Genomic DNA, 19,447 nt, shown 5'->3' on the forward strand with positions numbered 1-19,447 from the left:
GGGAGAAAGAACGTCAGGTGAAGGCGCATGGATTTCTCGCGGCAAAGCCTCTTGCCCCCTGCATCACAGACCGTTAGAGAACGCGCTTTCGGACCGGAAAGGGCGCGCATGGAACTCACCGTTGGCATTGACTTTGGCACCTCCAATTCCGCGCTTGGACTGGCGGTGAACGGCACGCCGTGGCTGGTCGAGCTGGAGCCGGGAGAAAAGACCCTGCCCACCGCCGTGTTCTTTGATGCCAAAGGCGGAATGCGCCTCGGATCGGCCGCCAATCGCGCGCTCATCGACGGAGAGGAAGGGCGCTATATGCGGGCGCTCAAATCCGTGTTGGGCACCCCGCTTCTGCGCGAGACCCGCCCCATCGGGGCCAAACGCCAGAGCCTTCTGGAAGTCATCGCGCTATTCCTCGCTACCCTGAAAGCCCGCACAGAAGACCAGTTGCGCCAATCCGTGACGGGGGTGGTCTCCGGTCGTCCGGTGCATTTCCACTCCAAAGATGCCGAACGCGATGCGCAGGCCGAACGCGATCTGCGCGAAGCCTATGAAATGGCGGGGTTCCAGCGCGTGCGCTTCCTTGCAGAGCCTGAGGCGGCAGCCTTGGCAGCGCAGGATTTGCAGCCCTCTGAAATCGGCCTTGTGGTCGATATCGGCGGCGGCACATCGGATTTCACCCTGTTTCGCAAGGAGGGTGGCAAGGTCGATGTTCTGGCCTCCCACGGCATCCGGCTGGGCGGGACGCATTTCGACCGCGCATTGAGCCTCGCCTATGCCATGCCTCTGCTGGGGGCGGGGACGCAGTTGCGCCGGACCTTGGGCGACGGGCTTTTGCCCATGCCTGCGACATTGTTCAACGATCTGGCCACATGGCAGAAAATCCCCTTTCTCTACACGCGCGAGACGCTGGGCAAGGTGCGCGATCTCGAACGCCACGCGGTGGAGCCGGACAAGCTTTCCCGCCTTGTGGAGGTGATCGAGGCCGAGTTGGGGCATGATCTGGCCTTTGCGGTCGAGGCCGCAAAGATTGTGGCCAATGGCGGGCGCGATGCGCAGATTGATCTGGCGCTGATCGAAAAGGGCCTGTCCGCGCCTTTGGTCTCGCAAGCTCTGGCCGATGATCTGGCGGGCTATCGGGCGGAACTGTCGGAGGCGATCAGTGAGACCCTGACGCTTGCGGGCCTGTCTGCGGAGGCGGTGGGGGCCGTGGTCTATGTTGGCGGATCAAGCCTGATGCATGTGGTGGAAACGGCCTGTCGCGCCGTCCTGCCGGAAGCCCGCGCCCTGCGTGGCGAGGCGTTCACGGCAGTGGTGGACGGTCTGGCGATTGCCTCGGCGCAAGGTGCCTGAGGTCGGGGGCCACGCCAGAGACCCGCGCCGGATCAGAGCGCGATCAACTCGCAACCGGACAAGAGCCGTGTGACATCCTGAGCAGTGCAAAGTTGTGTCCCTGCGGTCAGAACGGCGGCGGCTGCGGCGGTGGTTCCGTAACACAGGGCTTGCTGCATCTCTTCGCCGCGCGTGAGCGCCAGAGAGAAAGCGCCCACGAAACTGTCCCCTGCACCAACGGCGGAGACTACCTCGGCGGGATCAATGGCGCGTGAGGCATGCCAGCGCCCTTCGGCATTGGCCAGTGTGGACCCGTCCGAGCCGCGCGCTACGATGACCGTCTGCGCCACGCCTTTCGCCACCAGATCGGAGGCAAAATCGGCTGTCGCGGCGCGGGAGGGCAGGGCATGGCCCACCACATCCTCGGCCTCGACATCATCCATGCGCAGCACAGAAGGGTTGGCCGGATGTTTCACCAGTTCGCGCAAAGGCTGGCCGGAGGTGTCAACGAAAAGCTGCACGCCTTTGGCCTCAAGCCTGCGGGACAGGCGGGCCGTGTAATCCAGCGGCACGCCGGGCGGTTGGGAACCGGAGAGCACGACCACTCCGCTGGACGGCGCGGCCTGTGCGATGGCGTTGAGGGATTCCTCGACCATTTCCTGATCCCAATGCGGCCCCGGCATCACGAAACGGTATTGCTTGCCGGTATCTTCCTCTGTGACCGCCATGGATTGCCGCGTTGCCCCGCCATTGACGGAAAACGCGGTGAAGCGCACGCGCTCTTCAGCCAGAAGCCGCAAAAGCTGTGCTCCCGTCTCGCCACCCACCGCGATAAACGCCGTGCTGTCGCCGCCCAGAAACTTGATCGCGCGAGACACATTGATCCCGCCGCCGCCCGGATCGGCCTCCGGCGTCTGACATCGCAGTTTCGGTCCTGCCTCGACACGAGCCGTAGCGGTTGAAATATCCACCGTCGGATTCAGCGTGATTGTCAGAATATGTGTCATGTGCGTGTATCCCGTTCGCCAGCGAGTCAATCCGGAGCCTAGCTTACATGCGGTAGCGATAACAACTTTGATCAAGGTCAGGATCAACGCCGGATCTGTGAAGATTTTTCAGAATTGGCATGGAAATTCATCGGCTGGAACGGCGGTTCAGGCAGAATTTGCGCGGCTGAGGCGGCATGTTGCATGTTCGGGACATGAAAACGGCCGCAGCGGAGGGGCTGCGACCGTGATGAGTGAGGCCGTCGAAAGTAAATCCGTGACGGCGTTCCGTCAGCTTTCGATCATCATCTGATAGCTCGCGGGCACATATTCAAAACTGCTGTCAACGGCGCGGACATAGCCGATGGCGGGGAAGGGCATGTGGTAGCCGATGAAGGGCACGCGATCCGCAGCCATCATGTCGAGCATCTTACGGCGGGTTTGTGCGGCGGCGGCTTTGTCGGCGTCAAAGCTGACCTCCCAATCGGGATGGGCGAGCGAATAGACGTAGTGATTGGCAAAATCGACCGCAAGGATCAGGCGCTCTCCTTCGCTTTCAATGTGGAACGCCATATGGCCGGGCGTGTGGCCGAAGGCTTCCATCGCGGTGATGCCGGGGGCGACTTCGGAGCCGCCTTTGAGCAGGTCGAACTGTTCCTGAAGGGGACGGATTTTCGCTTCGAACCCTTCGTTGCCGGTGCTTTCCCAATGGCCCATTTCAACAGAGCCCGTGGAATAGGCCGCATTGGCAAAGGTCGGCGTGCCGTCATAGATGCCACCGATGTGGTCGCCATGCATGTGGGTGATCACCACGCGATCCACCTGATCGGCGGTATAGCCTGCAGCCTCCAGCGCGGCGGTGATGCCTGCGGGGTTCAGCCCTGTATCGAACAGGATCAGTTCCGCGCCGGTGTTGATCAGCGTGGGGGTGAAGAAAAACTGGGCCGCATCTGCGGGGATGAAGGCGGCTTCGGAGGCGGCGGCGAAATCCTCATCCGTGGCGTTCAGCCCGAAGATCTTGTGCGGCTCCGCGACGGTGCGGGTGCCTGCCAAAAGCGTCGTGACCTCGAAATTTCCGAGCGCAAAACGGCGATAGGGCGCAAGCGAAGCCCCCATTATCGGCGCCTCTGCCGATGCGCCAAAAGGCAGGCTGGAAGCGACGGGTAGGGCGGCGGCCCCCAAAAGAAGGTGGCGACGTGACAGGTAGGGGCTGGACGGTTGTGCTGTAATTTTCATCTGTGATCTCCCGATGTTGTTGTCACCAAGGATAGCACGGGAAGGGAAAAGATCGCATGACATTTTCGTCAGATCGCAGATGCCTGACCGACCTCACGGATCAGTCGTATTCCCACCACTTGTCGATCGTGGCGATGTCGTCATCCGACCAGCCGAAATGATGCGCCAGCTCATGCACGGTGACATGGGCCACCATCTGTTGCAGCGTCACAGTCCCACGCATACACCATTCATCGAGAATGGGCCTGCGGAACAGCCAGATTGTGTCCGGCGCAGTGGCCTGATCCATCGTGGATTTCTCGGTCATCGGGATGCCTGTATAAAGCCCCGTGAGTTCGAACGGGTCGGCAATGCCGATCTCGGCCAGCAAATCTTCCGGCGCGAAATCCATCACAGTCAGCGCGACATTCGCGGCCAGCACTTTGAAAGCCGGCGGAAGATCCGCCATTGTGGCGCGGGCGATGTCCTCGATTAGGTCGAGATCGGGCGCGGTTGCATCAAGAAGGGGTGATGTCATCATAGAACTCCGGTTGGGGCTTGCTCCGATATGGACTCTTCGGTCACGATATGAAAGAGGAAGCGCAACAGGAGACCTACGATGATCGTCACACGTTTCGCGCCTTCGCCCACGGGCTTTATTCATGTCGGCAACCTGCGCACTGCGCTGTTCAACTATCTGATTACCCGAAAGGCCGGAGGGCAGTTCATTCTGCGCCTCGACGACACGGATCAGGAACGCTCGACTCAGGAATATGCCGACGGGATTCTGGAAGATCTCGAATGGCTGGGCTTCACTTGGGACCGGCTTGAGAAACAGTCCACGCGTCTGGATCGCTACCGTGCCGCCGCCGATGAATTGCGCGCCAAAGGCCGCTTCTATGAGGCGTTCGAGACGCCGACAGAACTGGACCTCAAGCGCAAGAAACTGCTCAACATGGGCAAGCCGCCGGTCTATGACCGCGCCGCTCTGGAGCTGACCGACGCCGAAAAAGACGCCCTGCGCGCCGAGCGGGGCGACGGGGTCTGGCGGTTCAAGCTGGATCAGAAACGCATCGAATGGACTGACGGTATTCTGGGTGACATCTCGATTGATGCCGCCTCCGTTTCCGATCCGGTGCTGATCCGTGCCGATGGCCAGTTCCTCTACACGCTCGCCTCTGTCTGCGACGATGTGGACTATGGTGTGACCCATATTGTGCGCGGTTCCGACCATGTGACCAACACGGCCACGCAAATCCAGATCATCGAAGCGCTGGGCGGCACGGTGCCGACCTTCGCCCACCACTCGCTTCTGACCGGACCGCAAGGCGAGGCGCTGTCGAAACGTCTCGGCACGCTGTCTTTGCGCGATCTGCGCGAACAGGGCGTCGAGCCGATGGCGCTTTTGTCGCTGATGGCGCGTCTGGGCTCCAGCCAGCCGGTTGAATTGCGCACCTCTATGGAAGAGTTGATCGAAGGGTTCGATCTCTCCACCTTCGGGTCCGCGCCGACGAAATTCGATACGCAGGACCTGTTCGCCCTGACCTCGCAGATCAACCACACCAAACCCTTCGCGGATGTGGCTGACGATGTGGCCGCGCTGGGCGTTCCTGCCGAGATTGCGGAACCGTTCTGGACCGTTGTGCGCGAGAACATCACCGTGAAAGCCGATATGAAAGGCTGGTGGGAGTTGTTCCGCGACGGTGCGACACCGTTGGTGGCGGACGAGGACAAAGAGTTTGTGGCGCAAGCCTTCGCCATGTTGCCGGAGCCGCCCTATACCGCCGAGAGCTGGAAAGAGTGGACCAGTGCGGTGAAAGAAGCGACGGGTCGAAAGGGCAAAGGCTTGTTTATGCCGCTACGCAAGGCTGTGACCGGCATGGAACGCGGACCGGATATGTCCCACGTTCTGCCGCTTTTGCAGAAAAAGCCCTCTCTTTAATCTGACTTGTTCAAAAATTAACAGAAAACCGTCGCCGGAATCTCCGTGCGGCGGTTTTTTCGTCTTAGGTTTCCGATAGGAAACTTTCTCCCTTGCCCCGAATCCACAGCTCCACTAACGTCGCCTCAACATCGTGCGTCGGGAGAAGGGGCCACCCCTACCGAAGGAGCAACCGCCCCGGGAAACTCTCAGGTAAACGGACCTTCGCACGGTCAAACACTCTGGAGAGAGGGGTTGGCCCATCGGGCCGGACCTCCGCCGAAGGGATAACGATCTCAGGCACCAAGACAGAGGGGGCATCCAGCGGGGGAACCCGCCTTGTGATGCCGGGCGTGTTTGCGTCGGGCGAGAAACCTTGGAGGCTCGTTGATGACCGAACTTTTGCGCACGCCGCTTTATGACTTCCACCTCACGCACGGGGCCAAGATGGTTCCCTTCGCGGGCTACGAAATGCCTGTGCAATATCCACTGGGCGTGATGAAAGAGCACCTGCACACCCGTGCTCAGGCCGGATTGTTTGATGTGTCGCATATGGGGCAGGTGATGCTGACCTCCAAGGAGGGCCACGACGCCTTGTCCCTTGCGCTGGAGGCTCTCGTGCCGGTTGATGTGCTGGGCCTGAAACCTTCGCGGCAGCGCTACGGGATTTTCACCAATGACGCGGGCGGTATTCTTGACGATCTGATGATCTCGAACACGGGGGAGGGGTTGTTCCTTGTGGTCAATGCGGCCTGCAAGGCGGAGGACATTGCCCATCTGCGTGCAAACCTGCCGGATCATGTGACGGTGCAGGAGATCACCGACCGCGCGCTTCTGGCGTTGCAAGGGCCGATGGCGGAGGCGGCCTTGGCCCGTCTGGTGCCTCAGGTCGCGGATTTGAAATTCATGAACAGTGTGCGGCTCAAGGTCGGTCAGGACGAATGGTGGATTTCGCGCTCCGGCTATACGGGGGAGGACGGGTTCGAGGTCTCGATCCCTGCCGCCCGCGCTGCGGAAATTGCCGAAGCGCTTGTGGCGATGGAGGAGGTTGAACCTATCGGCCTTGGCGCGCGCGACAGTCTGCGGCTTGAGGCGGGGCTGTGCCTTTATGGTCATGACATAGACACGACCACCACACCGGTCGAAGGCAATATCGCATGGGCAATCCAGAAGGTCCGGCGCACAGGCGGCGCACGGGCAGGGGGCTTTCCCGGCGCGGAGCGTATCCTGAGCGAGTTGGACAAGGGAGCCGCGCGCAAACGTGTAGGTCTGTTGCCCCAAGGTCGTGCGCCGATGCGCGAAGGCACGCCGCTGTTCGCCACGGCAGAGAGTGACGTGCAGATCGGGGAGATCACCTCCGGCGGCTTCGGCCCTTCGGTCGCCCGCCCTGTGGCGATGGGCTACCTGCCGGTTGACTATTGCGCCTATGATACCGAAGTTTTCGCAGAATTGCGGGGCAAACGCCTGCCGGTTACGGTGGCGCCGATGCCCTTCCGCCCTTCAACTTACAAACGCTGATACTGATCTAAAGGGACCACTGAAATGGCCGCTGATATCAAATTTACCGAAGAACACGAATGGCTCCGCGTCGAGGACGATCTGGTCGTCGTCGGCATCACGGAACACGCCGCAGAACAACTGGGCGATGTGGTGTTCGTCGAACTGCCGGACGAAGGCGCGACCGTGTCGAAAGACGACGAGGTCGTGGTGATCGAGAGCGTCAAGGCCGCCTCCGACATTCTGGCGCCGCTGGATGGCGAGATCGTCGAGGTGAACGAACCTTTGACCGAAGATCCGGGCAAGGTGGGCGAAGATCCCTTGGGGGATGCGTGGTTCTTCAAAATGAAGATCGAGGATATGTCCGCGCTCGACGATTTCATGTCCGAAGCGGAATACAAAGCCTACATCGGCTAACGCCTTTCGGGAAAAGCGTGAGGCAAGATTTTCTCGAAACGTCCCAACTGTTCAACCGTCGCATAGCGTGTCCGCACAAGCCCGCCTTACCCTTGTGTGGACACGCGTCAAGGAACGCAATCGTGGCCTATACACCCTCATCCTATAATCCCTATGATTTTGCCAACCGCCGCCACATCGGCCCCTCTCCGGCGGAGATGGAGGAGATGCTCGACGTGGTCGGCGTGTCCTCTCTGGATGCGCTGATCGACGAGACCGTGCCGATGGGCATCCGGCAGATGGAGCCTTTGAACTGGGCGCCGATGACGGAGCATGAGGTGCTGGGCCATATTCGCAAGGTGGCCAAGCGCAATCTCGTGATGACCTCGCTCATCGGTCAGGGGTTTTACGGCACGGCCACGCCGCCCGCGATCCAGCGCAACATCCTTGAAAACCCCGCATGGTATACGGCCTACACGCCCTACCAGCCGGAGATTGCGCAGGGGCGTCTGGAGGCCTTGTTGAACTTCCAGACGATGGTCAGCGACCTGACAGGGCTGCCGGTCGCCAATGCTTCGCTTCTGGACGAGGCCACCGCCTGCGCCGAGGCGATGACTATGGCGAAACGTGTGTCGAAGTCGAAAGGGGCACGGTTCTTTGTGGATGAGAACTGCCATCCGCAGAATATCGAAGTAATGAAAACCCGCGCGGCCCCTCTGGGCATCGAGATTGTCATCGGTGATCCGGCGGCGCTGGAGCCGGAAGATGTCTTTGGTGCGATTTTCCAATATCCGGGCACCTACGGCCATGTCTCGGACTTCACCGACCAGATCGCCGCGCTGCACGCCGCCAAGGCAGTCGCGATCATGGCGACGGACCTCATGGCGCTGACAATGCTCAAGGATCCGGGCGCGATGGATGCCGATATCGCGGTTGGCTCGGCGCAACGCTTTGGCGTGCCTATGGGTTTTGGCGGCCCGCACGCGGCCTTCATGTCCTGCAAGGATGCGATGAAACGCGCCATGCCGGGCCGGATTGTCGGTGTCTCTGTCGATGCCAACGGCAACCGCGCCTATCGCCTGAGCCTTCAGACCCGCGAACAGCATATCCGGCGTGAGAAAGCCACCTCCAATGTCTGCACGGCGCAGGCCTTGCTGGCGGTTATGGCGTCGTTTTATGCGGTGTTCCACGGGCCGCAGGGGCTGCGCGCAATCGGTGAACAAATCCACGCCAAGGCGGTGAAACTGACCGAGGGGCTCAAGGCCGAAGGGTTCAAAGTCTCGCCGGATGCGTTCTTTGACACGATCACGGTTGAGGTTGGCGCGATGCAGGGCGTGATCCTGCGTTCCGCCGTGGCCGAGGGGATCAACCTGCGCAAGGTGGGTAAGAACCGGATCGGCATTTCGATGGATGAAATGGCGGATGACGAGGTCATCACAAAGGTCTGGCGCGCCTTCGGGCATGAGGCGAAGGTGCCGGAGGGCTTCCCCGGTCTCGGTTTCCCCGAAACGCTTTTGCGCGAGAGTGATTATCTCACCCATCCGATTTTCGGCATGAACCGCGCGGAAGGCGAGATGATGCGCTATATGCGGCGGTTGGCGGACCGTGATCTGGCGCTGGATCGGGCGATGATCCCGCTCGGCTCCTGCACGATGAAGCTCAACGCGGCTGTTGAGATGATGCCGATCACATGGCCGGAGTTCAATGCGATCCACCCCTATGCTCCTGTGGACCAGTCCGAAGGCTATCGCTACATGATCGAGGACCTGAGCGCGAAGCTTTGCGAGATCACCGGCTATGACGCCATGTCGATGCAGCCCAATTCCGGTGCGCAGGGCGAATATGCCGGACTTCTGACCATCATGGGCTATCACCGCGCAAACGGGCAGGGCGGGCGCAATATCTGCCTCATCCCCATGTCGGCCCATGGCACCAATCCGGCCTCTGCGCAGATGGTGGGGCTCAAGGTCGTGGTGGTGAAGTCGGCGGAGAATGGCGACATTGATCTGGAAGATTTCCGCGCCAAAGCCGAAGCGGCAGGCGACAAGCTCGCCGCCTGTATGATCACCTATCCCTCCACCCACGGGGTATTCGAGGAGACGGTGAAAGAGGTCTGCAAGATCACCCATGACTATGGTGGTCAGGTCTATCTCGACGGGGCGAATTTGAACGCGCTGGTCGGGCTGGCGAAACCCGGCGAGATCGGCTCCGACGTGAGCCACCTCAATCTGCACAAGACCTTCTGCATCCCTCATGGCGGCGGCGGTCCGGGCATGGGCCCCATCGGCGTCAAAGCGCATCTTGCACGGTTCCTGCCCGGCGCGCCCGACGGATCGGGCGAGGTCGGCCCTGTGTCCGGTGCACAATACGGCTCGGCCTCGATCCTGCCGATTTCATGGGCCTATTGCATGCTCATGGGCGGCGCAGGGCTGACGCAGGCGACGAAGGTGGCAATCCTCAACGCCAATTATATCGCCGCCCGTCTCGATGAGGCCTTCCCTGTGCTTTACAAGGGCAAACAGGGGCGTGTGGCGCATGAGTGCATTGTGGACCCGCGTGCTTTCGAGAAGACCACAGGTGTCTCCGTGGACGATATCGCCAAGCGGCTGATTGACAGTGGTTTCCATGCACCGACCATGTCTTTCCCCGTGCCCGGCACCTTGATGATCGAGCCGACGGAAAGCGAGACCAAGGCGGAGCTTGACCGGTTCTGCGAGGCGATGCTGTCGATCCGGTCCGAGATCGCGCAGATCGAAAGCGGGGAACTCCCCGAGGACATCAACCCGCTGAAACTCGCGCCGCATACGGTGGGCGATCTGGTGGCAGAGTGGGACCGGCCCTATCCGCGTGAGCAGGGCTGTTTCCCGCCGGGGGCCTTCCGCGTGGACAAATACTGGCCGCCTGTGGGACGGGTGGACAACGCTTATGGTGATCGCAACCTGATCTGCCTCTGTCCGCCGCCGGAACACTATGTCGAAGCGGCAGAATAGCGGGAGAGTGTGTCCGAAGGTGTTTGCGGAAAGAGCGTCATTCTGACCTCTTGAACTGGAGGCCATTCGGGCACATATATTCTGCAATACGAATGTGAATGGGAGGCCACCGCAATGGTCGCTACTCTTGATAAAACGGATGTCAAACTCGCTTGCCCGACCTGTGGTCAGGTGAATCGCGTGCCCGTGGCAAAGCTCTCTGCCGGTCCGAAATGCGGCACCTGTGGCGAGCCTTTGATGTCAGGCAAAGTGGCAGAGCTTGACCCGAAAGGGCTGAAGGCTTTGTCGACCAAAGATGATCTGCCGGTTCTCGTTGATTTCTGGGCTCCGTGGTGCGGCCCGTGCCGGATGATGGCACCGGAATTCGCCAAGGCCGCGCAAGACCTCAAAGGCCGCGCGCGCTTTGCCAAGATCAACACCGAGGACCATCCGACCGTGTCGATGAAAAACGGCATCCGCGGCATTCCCGCGCTGATCCTCTATCAAGGCGGTAAGGAAGTCGCGCGCATCGCAGGCGCACGTCCGGCCCGCGACATTGTGGCCTTTGTCGAGCAAAACGGCAAAATGCCCGCCTGAAACCTGTTTCGGGCCGCTTGACTTTTCGGCCCGAAACTTTCAAATCTTGCACCAGCGTGGGGTTGTAGCTCAGTTGGGAGAGCGCGTCGTTCGCAATGACGAGGTCGTCGGTTCGATCCCGATCAACTCCACCATTTTCCCGTTTTGTTATTGGACCATAAGAGTTCATCTTAGGGTCAAGTATGTTCTGAAATACAAGGTGTGGTGGCAGTTTTGCAGGTTCAGAACAAACGCGCTCCGTCTCTGACTTTTCGCGGAAGGTCTTTGTTGTCAGGCATTATTATGCGCCGGCACAAAGAAATAAATCAGACACAAAGCGCCGCTTGTTGGACGGGCGTTAATTGGGCGCAACGTTTTCACTCCTAAACAACAGCTAAGCGCAAAAAATCCGCCAACTCATGATCCGCACGGGCTAGTGCCACAAAGGGAGCCGGAGTTTTGAGCTCAGGAGTGAACGCAGGCGCCTCCACAACGCCGCCTGCCGCACGGATAATCGCGATTCCGGCTGCGGCGTCCCACAGGTTCAACTGGCGCTCGAAATAGGCGTCCACAGAACCGGAGGCGACGCCGATCAGGCCAATTGTTGCGGCTCCTGAGCGGCGGTATTCCCCGCCTTTGGAGATGATTGCCTCCAACAAGTCAGCATGTTCCTTGAAGTCTGTGCGCGGGGACCAGCCGACGGCAACCAGCGCATTTTTTGCCAAGCCATCCGAAGATGTTTTCAAAACCTTGCCGTTTTTGCGCGCTTCGGGCTTGTCGGACAAATGTCCGACAAGCGTCTGCCTATAGTCGGGCGCGCAGATCACGCCCAGCACGATTTCCCCGTCAATGGCGCAAGCGATGGAGACCGCCCAATCGGGCAGGCCACGCATGAAATTCGTTGTCCCGTCGATTGGGTCAATGATCCAGACCGCACCGGCGGCAGTGTTGCCGTGCCGCCCGCCTTCCTCACCGATAACAGCATCCTCGGGGAACTGTGCAGCGATGCGCGTGCGGATTAGTTTTTCAACGGCCAGATCGGCGGCAGTCACGAAATCCTGCGGCCCTTTGGCTTGCACGTCCAACCCTCCACGGGCGGTGCGCATGGTGGTGGCAAGCTCGCCTGCTCCGCGGGCGAGGTTTTCGGCAAAGGACAGTCGGTCGTGTATAGTCATCTTGTCTCGGTCTTTCCGGTGGTGCCGCGCAGGATCGGCTGCAGTGGCGGGTGTTCCCGTCGTATCGGGGCGTCGGGGGCTTGTAGCCGCGCCCGCATCATGGCGACAGCCAGCTCGGCTTGGGCGCCCGCATCCTGACGCACGGTGCTCAGATCATAGGGGGCCCAACTCGCCTGTTCTATATCATCAAAGCCGACGACGCGTATATCTTCGGGCACGCGTAGGGCAAGGTCGTGTTTCAACCCGTCCAGCGCTCCGCAGGCGAGCAAATCGGTGGTGCCAAACAGCCCGTCACACCCTTGTATAAGCTCGGCATGTTGACGGATGGAGGCGCGTCCTGCCGCGTAGGACTGGGTGTCGCAGGACAGTTGATGACAGTTTAACCCCTTGGAGCGCACCAGTTCGCAAAAGGCGCTGACCCGCCCCATCACCGTATAGGTCCGGTCCTCGGGGCGCAGCACGGCAAAGCGCCGCGCGCCGGCTGTGTAGAGCATGTCAAAGACTGTCTCGGCGGCTGCACGGGTATCAAGCTGGATACGGTCGCCGCCATCGGGTTCGGGGTTGCGGTTGATGAGCACCAAGGGCACGCGCAACCGTTTACATTCGTCAACTACGGCGACGGGCGGTGTGTCGGAGGTCACGATCATCCCCGCCAGATTGTAATCGAGCATGGAGGAGAGAAGCGGCTCCAGATCATCTCTGTGATCGGCGGTAAGGAGCAGCGGGCGGAATCCCTCTGCAATCAGTGCTCGTGATAGATGTTTCACCTGACGCGCGCGGAAGGGCGTGTCCAGACGCGAAGCGAGAATCGCAACCAGTTGCGATTGTTGTGATTTGAGGTTTCGGGCCAACGCATTGGCGCGATAGCCTAATTCTGTCGCAGCTGACATGATCCGGTTTCGGGTTTCTTCCGAGATACTCGCTCCCGGTGTGAAACAGCGCGACACAGCCGAGCGGGACACTCCGGCCAGACGGGCCACGTCATGCGAGGTGGGGCGACGGTGTTCAGGGGGACGGCGCTCTGTCATGCGCGCACCTGTCGGGCCAATGCATAGGGATGGTCCACATTGGCAAGATCGGGGGCGGCGGCGATGACCTGCGCCAATGTAGATGGATCCCCCTCCATCGCGGCGACCATGACTTGTGCCCCAGCGTCACGCACGGCAGCGAAATCTTCGGTGCCTTCGGGCAATATGAATTCCACGATCTGGGGCGCGAGGTCGTCGAGCGTCTCTTGCAATGTCGCATAATCCTGCCGCCGTGCCATGATCCGCGCGGTCGGTGCGCGTGCGCGCAACTCTTTGAGCGCTGCGTGATTGAACGACCAGAAGAACACGCGCTCTTGCAGACCTGCATCGCAGACCGCTTGCCAGGCCGGCGCAGGTGGTGCGGATTTCAACTCCAGATAGGCTTGCCCGTTGTAGCGGTTCAGCAGAGCAAACACCTCCGCCAGCGTCGGGATTTTGGTGCCCGTGAAATGCGGGCTGAACCAGTGGCCTGCGTCGAGGTCGCGTAGAGCGCCGAGCGTGTGCGCGGTGATGGGACCGTGACCGTTTGTGGTGCGTTCCAGTGTCGGGTCGTGGTGGATGACGATCTCGCCATCTGCGGTCTCTTGCAGGTCGCATTCGATATAGTCAAACCCCGCCGCCAAGGCGCATTCAAAGGCGGGCAGAGTGTTTTCGGGCGCAATCTTGTTCGCCCCGCGATGGCAGACCGTCTGGAACGGCAGTCCGCGTCCGGGTTGGTTGACCAGTTCGGGCCGGTCGGAACAGATGCCGATCACCGGGCGCGTGCGGATTGCGGCCATACGTTCGGGGTCTTCCTCATGCCAGATAGCGATGGTTTGACCATTGGCAAAGGCACGCTCGAATAGCTCATCCGTCAAGGTGTCTTGCGGGCGTTCCATCCGTTCCCAACACAGGTGGATCACATCGGCCCCTTTCGCATAGGAGAACGGCTCGGCCCCTAAGGGCACAAGCACGGAACGTGGGTAGGGGCTGTTTGCCTCAGCCAATATTTGCGCCGCTTGCGGATCAAAGGCCCCGAGGATCGCGCGGGTGATGCCGTGCTCTTGCAGCATGTGCAGGGTCGGCAGGGTGGCATTTGTGTCCTTGATATCGGCGTAAATTCCCGCGCCCAGCTTGGCCGCCTCCGCCACCACATCGCGCAGCCGCGGGCAGGGGCGGTGTTCGGCGGTGGTGTGGGCGAGGATATCGGCAAAGGGCGTGTCGATGATCTTGCGCCCGTCCGAAAGGATTTTGTCGTGAAAGGCAATGATTTCGCCATCGGAGGTCACACGAATATCGACCTCCCACATATCCGCGCCGATGCGACTGGCGATGCGGAAGGCCTCTAACGTGTTGTCGGGCGCATAGGCGGCGGCTCCACGGTGGGCGATGGCGTAGGGGCGTGCGGGGCGGGTCCAGTCTGATGCGGTCACAGGCGTACCCCTTCGGCGTCAAACAGGTGGATGCGGGAGAGATCAACCTGCCAGTTGACCGTTTGACCCAAGGCAACGTCATGACCTGCAGGGACGATAGCACGCAGGCGCTGGCTGTCGGGCAAAGTCACGTCGATCAGGTCTTCGCGGCCCTGTGGTTCGATGAAACTCACTTGTCCGCTCACGGCGGGGCCTTGGTGCTGCGGGCCGAAATGTTCGGGGCGGATGCCGAGGGTGATCGCCCCTTGCGCCATGATGCCCGTGGGCAGGGGCAACGTATTGTTGCCAAATGCCAGCCGCCCGTTGGCTTCGGCTTGTACAAAGCTGATTGGCGGATTGCCGAGGAAGCCCGCGACATAGCGCGAGGCGGGGCGTTCATACATCTCGGCGGGGGTGCTGATCTGTTCGATGCGCCCGTCTTTCATCAAGGCGATGCGGTCACACATGGACATGGCTTCGATCTGGTCATGGGTCACGAGGATCGCGGTGATGCCTGTCTCGCGCTGGAGGCGGCGGATTTCCGAACGCATTTCAAGGCGTAGCTTGGCGTCGAGGTTGGCAAGCGGCTCGTCGAGGAGCAACACGTCGGGTTTGCGCACCAGCGCACGGGCCAAGGCCACACGTTGCTGTTGTCCGCCCGAGAGTTGTTGCGGTTTGCGCTTCAACAGATTGCCGATTTGGACAAGTTCCGCCATCTCCCCCACGCGGCGCTTGATTTCCGCAGCGCTCAACTTTTGCACCCTGAGCGGAAACCCGATGTTTTCGGCCACGCTCATATGCGGATAAAGCGCGTAGTTCTGGAACACCACGCCCACGGGCCGGTCCTGTGGCGGCAGGCGGGTCACGTCGCGGTCGCCAAAGTGCAGCGTGCCGCCGTCGATCCGGTGGATGCCGCTGATGGCAAAGAGCGTCGTGGACTTTCCGCAGCCTGACGGGCCCAGCAGTGCAATCATCTCGCCCGAGTCGACCGAGAGCGACATATCCTCGATGACGGTCGTGTCACCGAAGCGTTTGGTAAAGTTTTGCAGTTCGATCCGCATCAGCCTTTCGTGCCTCCGCCATAAATGTTCATGAGCCGTTTCTGGAACAGCAGGTAAACGGCGATCACGGGCAATGCGTAGAACATGCCGATCGCCTTGAAGAGCCCGTAGTCGGGGCGTGTGTCATCCGCGATGACCGCGTTCATATAGGTGGCCAGCACCTGCGCATCCGCACCGGGGGCCAGCACGAGCGGCAGGATGAATTCCGACCAGCCCGCGAGGAAAGAGAAGATGAGAAGCGCCGAGAGGCCCGGTTTGACTTGCGGCAGGATCAACTCCCGCCAGACGCGGAAGCGCGACGCGCCGTCCTGCACCCCTGCCATCTCGATTTCCCATGGCACGGAGTCATAGAAACCTTTCATGATCCAGATGCCGAAGGGCAGTTCCAGAGCGGCCTTCACGAGGATGACGCCGATCAGGCTGTCATAGAGGCCGAGGAATTGCAGCACGATGAAGATCGCGATGATGAGTGTGATCGTCGGGAAGGCGTGCAACATGATTAGCCCCGCCAGAAAGAACCGCCGCGCGGGGAAGTTCAGGCGCGAGAGCGCATAGGCCGCTGTGGTGGAGAAGGCGCAGACCAGCAGGGCGGTGGCGGCGGCAAAGACGAAAGTGTTCAGAGTCACCCGCCAGATTGACGGGCGCGCACTGTCGATCCGCTCCCACAGGAAACGCCAGTTCGTAAGCTCCCATTCTTGCGGGATGATCCCTCCCGGTGCGGGACGCGACACGCTGTCGATCAGTTGGAAACCATACATGATGACAAGCGGTGCCGAGATCAGCGACAGCGCGAGGATCAGCAGCCAGTTGTCCTTGAGCGATGTGGTCATTGTTCTATCCTCGGTTTGGCGACGAGGTCGCGGAAGTTGAAGAACCGCAGGTAGAGCGCGGAGAGCAGGATGCCGATGATCACCAGCGCCAGCGCATAGGCCGCGCCCAGCCCGTATTCGAGATTGCCGCCGTAGTTCGACAGGGCTGTGTGATAGGCCGCGAGCGCCCAGACTTCGGTCTGACGACCCGGCCCGCCATCGGTGGCCAGCAGGATGTATTCAAACGAGGTCAGCAGCGAGAGGGTTTGATAGGAGGTGATGAACAGGATCGGCCAGCGCATCTGTGGCAGCAGCACAAAGCGCACCTGTTGCCAGCGGTTGGCCCCGTCGACCTGCGCGGCAAAAAGTTGCGTTTCGGGGATCGCGCGCAGTGACGATGAAAACAGGATCATCCCCAGTGAAGCGCCGACGCATCCGTTGATCAGCACGATAAAGGTCCACGCGTGCGTGGCCGTGTGGCGCATCCAGTTGATCGGCTCGATGCCGAAAGGACGCAGAATGGCGGAGATGAACCCTTGATCCCACGTCAGCCATTGCCACATCAGCACATAGAGAACAGGCGGGAGGATGCGTGGCAGGAACCAGATGGCGCGAAAGGTCTGCGCCGTGCGTGTCGGCAGGTAAAAGGTTGAGAGCGCCAGAAACAGGCCGAAACCGACATTGAACGCCAGTGTGAGAACCACATAGAGCGCCGAGTTCAGCGCATAGCGCCATGTGGCGGGAAGCTCCCAAAGCAGTTCGAAATTTTGCGTGGTAAAGGTCCAGCCGGTATAGGCGGCTTCGGTCAGCGCGGCTTGATCGGCTTCGGGGATGCCAAGCGCGGTGATTGCCTCGACAAATGCGGCCTCTGTCGGGAAACGCTGACCGAGGATCGAGATGCGGAACAATTCGGCTGCGGTCTTGCGCTCGCGCACGGAGCGGATCGGGTCGCGGCGCAGGTCTTTGAGCGCGCGTTCCATCGCCCGCCTGTCTTTAAAGCTGTCCCCACCGTGGAGCGCCTCAAGCTCTTGCGCACGCTTGTCCCCGAACTCTGCGGCAAACAGCGCCAGCGTATCTGCGCGCACGGCATAGCCGGCCCCCGCCAGCATCTCGACGGCTTCCTCGCGCACACCCGCCGTAGGCAGACGGCGCAGGTCGCTTTCGCTAATCTGGTATTCACCGCCCAGAATTCCGGTGGAGGTGCTCATGTTCGTGAAGGCAAACACCACGGTCAGAACGACCGGCAGCAAAAAGAACATCACCACCGCCAAGAGCGCGGGGCTGAGAAAGCCCAAGCCCAAAAGGGTCTGTCGGTTCATGTCGCACCTCGTGATTGAATGGGAGCGGCGGCACGCGGGAAAGGCGCGCCGCCGCGAGGGGATCGTCGCGCGGGTTAGCGGATGATCAACTCGTCACCGAGTGTGGCGGTGAGCTGCGCTTCGACTTCGGCCACGGCCTCTTCAGGCGACTGGACGCCTGTCCATGCCGCTTCGAGCCCTTTGAACATCGCCTCGGAGAAGGCGCCGTAGGACGGGTGGTTCGGTTGGGCGTTGGCGTGGGGCAGCAGAACCTCTGTTGCTTCAGAGGCCCAGCGGTCGCCCGCGTAAAGGTCGAGCGCCGCTTCCGCTTTTCCGATGGCAAGGTGCGAGGATTCAATGGCGTGCAGCGTGTTCAGGCGCGGTTCGGAGGCGATGGCCACAAGCTGCGCGGCAATCTCTTCGGCGCGATCGTCTTCCTGATCGGTCACAAGATAGACCAGCGGATGGGTGATCGTGTTGGCACGCCCCGCCTCATTGCCTGCGGGGATAAGGGTAAAGCCGATGGTGCCGAAGAAGTCGTCGTTGCCTTCCTTGCCGGTGTAGCGGCCATAGTGCCACGTGCCGCCATGCCAGAACGCTGCCTTGCCGCTGGCGACTTCGGAATACCATTGGTCCCATTCGGTGCCGATGTGGTTCTTGCGTGTCACGCCCGCTTCAACGGCATCGACGAAGAACTGATACATCTCGGTCATAGCGGTGCGGTCAAACACCAGTTTGCCCGTTTCAGGGTCCATCAGCTCGCCACCGAAGGATTGATAGAATTGTGCATAGTCCGGACCGTTGGAGACGCGGGGATAGAAACCGTAGCCCTCTTCGACGAGGCCCATGTCCACGGCCTTCTTGGCGTCTGCGAGCATGTCGCGCAGCGTGTATTCACCAGATTCAACGCGGGCGGCCATGGCATCCATGTCGTCATCAGTATAGCCGAGCTTCTTCATGGTTTCTTTCCAGAAGAAGAACGGGCGGCTTTCGGCGTCTTGCGGCACGCCCCATTGCATCCCGTCAAAAGCGGCGATTTCCATGAGGTTGGAATAGACGTTGTTCAAGGGCCATGCGTCCAGATCAACGTAATCCTCGACTGGCACGATATATCCCGCGCTGGCCCAAGGGGCGATGTCCAGATGCGAGGTCACTACAATATTGGGTGCATTGCCAGCTTCGGCGCCGAGCGTCACGGCCTGTTTGAACCCGTCCCAACCGTCGAAGTCGCGTTTGCCTTCGACGGTGATGTTCAACTCATCGCCACGGATGGCGGCTTCGCGGGACAGAAGGTCGGCGGCAATTTTGATGTTATCAATGCGGTAATGATCACTGTCATTGGACCCGCCGGCCCAGACTGTGATGGTAATGTCTTCGGTCAGAGCTGGCGTTGCGGCCATGGCGGAGACCAGCGCAAGGGCGCACGTCATTTGTTTCATGGGTCGATTTCTCCAAACACTATGGGATGTGCCTCGGAATTTGCACACGTGTGCATAGACTTGGCGAAATCTGTAACAGTGGTTTGAGAGATGCGTGACGATTTTGTAAAACAAGATACATCATGGGCGCTTGTTGTCGCATGAATTGCCCCGAGTTTGCCGGAGGCCTATAGCTTCATTTCACGCGAAGCAATCGACCGGATTGGCAAGATCTATGACATCGAGCGCGAGATCAACGGTTGTCCGCGTTGTCGCCCTAGAATCTGCGCGACCGGCGACTGGCTAGAAGACGTATACTGAATGCTTTATGTCCAATAAAGCTCACGCCAGAAATGGAACCTGCACTCCAAATGTTTCGGCAAG

At 60.6% G+C, this 19,447-nt stretch carries 16 protein-coding genes, 1 tRNA gene and 1 riboswitch; of the genes, 7 read left to right on the forward strand and 10 right to left on the reverse strand.

Annotation, left to right across the window (positions count from 1 at the left end; all coding sequences use genetic code 11):
• Nucleotides 1-108: 108 nt before the first annotated feature.
• The gene (locus tag KO492_RS16855) at nucleotides 109-1,344 is read left to right on the forward strand and encodes an Hsp70 family protein (RefSeq protein ID WP_216046038.1); all 1,236 of its coding nucleotides are present in this window, start codon (nucleotides 109-111) and stop codon (nucleotides 1,342-1,344) included.
• Nucleotides 1,345-1,376: 32 nt separating this feature from the next.
• Here KO492_RS16855 and KO492_RS16860 read toward each other — a convergent pair whose 3' ends face one another.
• The 3 genes from KO492_RS16860 to KO492_RS16870 form a co-directional block, all read right to left on the reverse strand.
• Nucleotides 1,377-2,330, reverse strand: coding sequence for a 1-phosphofructokinase family hexose kinase (locus KO492_RS16860; RefSeq protein WP_216046039.1), 954 nt, complete (start codon nucleotides 2,328-2,330; stop codon nucleotides 1,377-1,379).
• Between the two features lie 270 nt (nucleotides 2,331-2,600).
• Complete coding sequence (locus KO492_RS16865) at nucleotides 2,601-3,545, reverse strand: MBL fold metallo-hydrolase (protein WP_216046040.1); 945 nt, start codon at nucleotides 3,543-3,545, stop codon at nucleotides 2,601-2,603.
• 100 nt (nucleotides 3,546-3,645) lie between these two features.
• Entirely contained in the window at nucleotides 3,646-4,062 is a 417-nt protein-coding gene (locus KO492_RS16870) for a metallopeptidase family protein (protein ID WP_066605575.1), read from the reverse strand.
• A gap of 81 nt (nucleotides 4,063-4,143) precedes the next feature.
• Between KO492_RS16870 and gltX the strand changes: the two genes are divergently transcribed.
• From gltX to KO492_RS16900, 6 genes are all read left to right on the forward strand, one after another.
• On the forward strand, nucleotides 4,144-5,466 hold the full coding sequence (gltX, locus tag KO492_RS16875) for a glutamate--tRNA ligase (protein WP_216046041.1): 1,323 nt from the start codon (nucleotides 4,144-4,146) through the stop codon (nucleotides 5,464-5,466).
• Nucleotides 5,467-5,595: 129 nt separating this feature from the next.
• Nucleotides 5,596-5,680: riboswitch (glycine riboswitch) on the forward strand.
• Nucleotides 5,681-5,835: 155 nt separating this feature from the next.
• Nucleotides 5,836-6,963 (forward strand): glycine cleavage system aminomethyltransferase GcvT, encoded by a 1,128-nt coding sequence (gene gcvT, locus KO492_RS16880; protein ID WP_216046042.1) that lies wholly within the window; start codon nucleotides 5,836-5,838, stop codon nucleotides 6,961-6,963.
• A gap of 24 nt (nucleotides 6,964-6,987) precedes the next feature.
• Complete coding sequence (gene gcvH, locus KO492_RS16885; RefSeq protein ID WP_252735594.1) at nucleotides 6,988-7,359, forward strand: glycine cleavage system protein GcvH; 372 nt, start codon at nucleotides 6,988-6,990, stop codon at nucleotides 7,357-7,359.
• Nucleotides 7,360-7,481: 122 nt separating this feature from the next.
• The gene (gene gcvP, locus KO492_RS16890) at nucleotides 7,482-10,328 is read left to right on the forward strand and encodes an aminomethyl-transferring glycine dehydrogenase (RefSeq protein ID WP_216046043.1); all 2,847 of its coding nucleotides are present in this window, start codon (nucleotides 7,482-7,484) and stop codon (nucleotides 10,326-10,328) included.
• 114 nt (nucleotides 10,329-10,442) lie between these two features.
• Entirely contained in the window at nucleotides 10,443-10,904 is a 462-nt protein-coding gene (trxC, locus tag KO492_RS16895; RefSeq protein ID WP_216046044.1) for a thioredoxin TrxC, read from the forward strand.
• A gap of 58 nt (nucleotides 10,905-10,962) precedes the next feature.
• A tRNA-Ala gene (locus KO492_RS16900) sits at nucleotides 10,963-11,038 on the forward strand.
• Between the two features lie 228 nt (nucleotides 11,039-11,266).
• On the opposite strand, the gene KO492_RS16905 is transcribed toward KO492_RS16900, so the two are convergent.
• The 7 genes from KO492_RS16905 to KO492_RS16935 all read right to left on the reverse strand — a co-directional run bounded on the left by KO492_RS16905 (nucleotide 11,267) and on the right by KO492_RS16935 (nucleotide 19,084).
• The gene (locus KO492_RS16905; protein WP_216046045.1) at nucleotides 11,267-12,058 is read right to left on the reverse strand and encodes an inositol monophosphatase family protein; all 792 of its coding nucleotides are present in this window, start codon (nucleotides 12,056-12,058) and stop codon (nucleotides 11,267-11,269) included.
• Complete coding sequence (locus KO492_RS16910; RefSeq protein WP_216046046.1) at nucleotides 12,055-13,086, reverse strand: LacI family DNA-binding transcriptional regulator; 1,032 nt, start codon at nucleotides 13,084-13,086, stop codon at nucleotides 12,055-12,057. The genes KO492_RS16905 and KO492_RS16910 overlap by 4 nt, the downstream gene beginning before the upstream one ends.
• Nucleotides 13,083-14,498: a glycerophosphodiester phosphodiesterase gene (locus KO492_RS18900; RefSeq protein WP_216046048.1), complete on the reverse strand. Its 1,416-nt coding sequence runs from the start codon at nucleotides 14,496-14,498 to the stop codon at nucleotides 13,083-13,085. The genes KO492_RS16910 and KO492_RS18900 overlap by 4 nt, the downstream gene beginning before the upstream one ends.
• Nucleotides 14,495-15,538, reverse strand: coding sequence for an ABC transporter ATP-binding protein (locus tag KO492_RS16920; protein WP_216046049.1), 1,044 nt, complete (start codon nucleotides 15,536-15,538; stop codon nucleotides 14,495-14,497). The genes KO492_RS18900 and KO492_RS16920 overlap by 4 nt, the downstream gene beginning before the upstream one ends.
• On the reverse strand, nucleotides 15,538-16,368 hold the full coding sequence (locus KO492_RS16925) for a carbohydrate ABC transporter permease (RefSeq protein WP_216046050.1): 831 nt from the start codon (nucleotides 16,366-16,368) through the stop codon (nucleotides 15,538-15,540). Before KO492_RS16925 ends, KO492_RS16920 begins: the two co-directional genes overlap by 1 nt.
• Nucleotides 16,365-17,666, reverse strand: coding sequence for a carbohydrate ABC transporter permease (locus KO492_RS16930; RefSeq protein ID WP_216046051.1), 1,302 nt, complete (start codon nucleotides 17,664-17,666; stop codon nucleotides 16,365-16,367). The genes KO492_RS16925 and KO492_RS16930 overlap by 4 nt, the downstream gene beginning before the upstream one ends.
• A 74-nt stretch (nucleotides 17,667-17,740) precedes the next feature.
• Nucleotides 17,741-19,084, reverse strand: coding sequence for an ABC transporter substrate-binding protein (locus tag KO492_RS16935; RefSeq protein ID WP_216046052.1), 1,344 nt, complete (start codon nucleotides 19,082-19,084; stop codon nucleotides 17,741-17,743).
• Nucleotides 19,085-19,447 lie beyond the last annotated feature (363 nt).

Source organism: Celeribacter halophilus (assembly GCF_018860305.1).
GTDB classification, from domain to species: domain Bacteria; phylum Pseudomonadota; class Alphaproteobacteria; order Rhodobacterales; family Rhodobacteraceae; genus Celeribacter; species Celeribacter halophilus_A.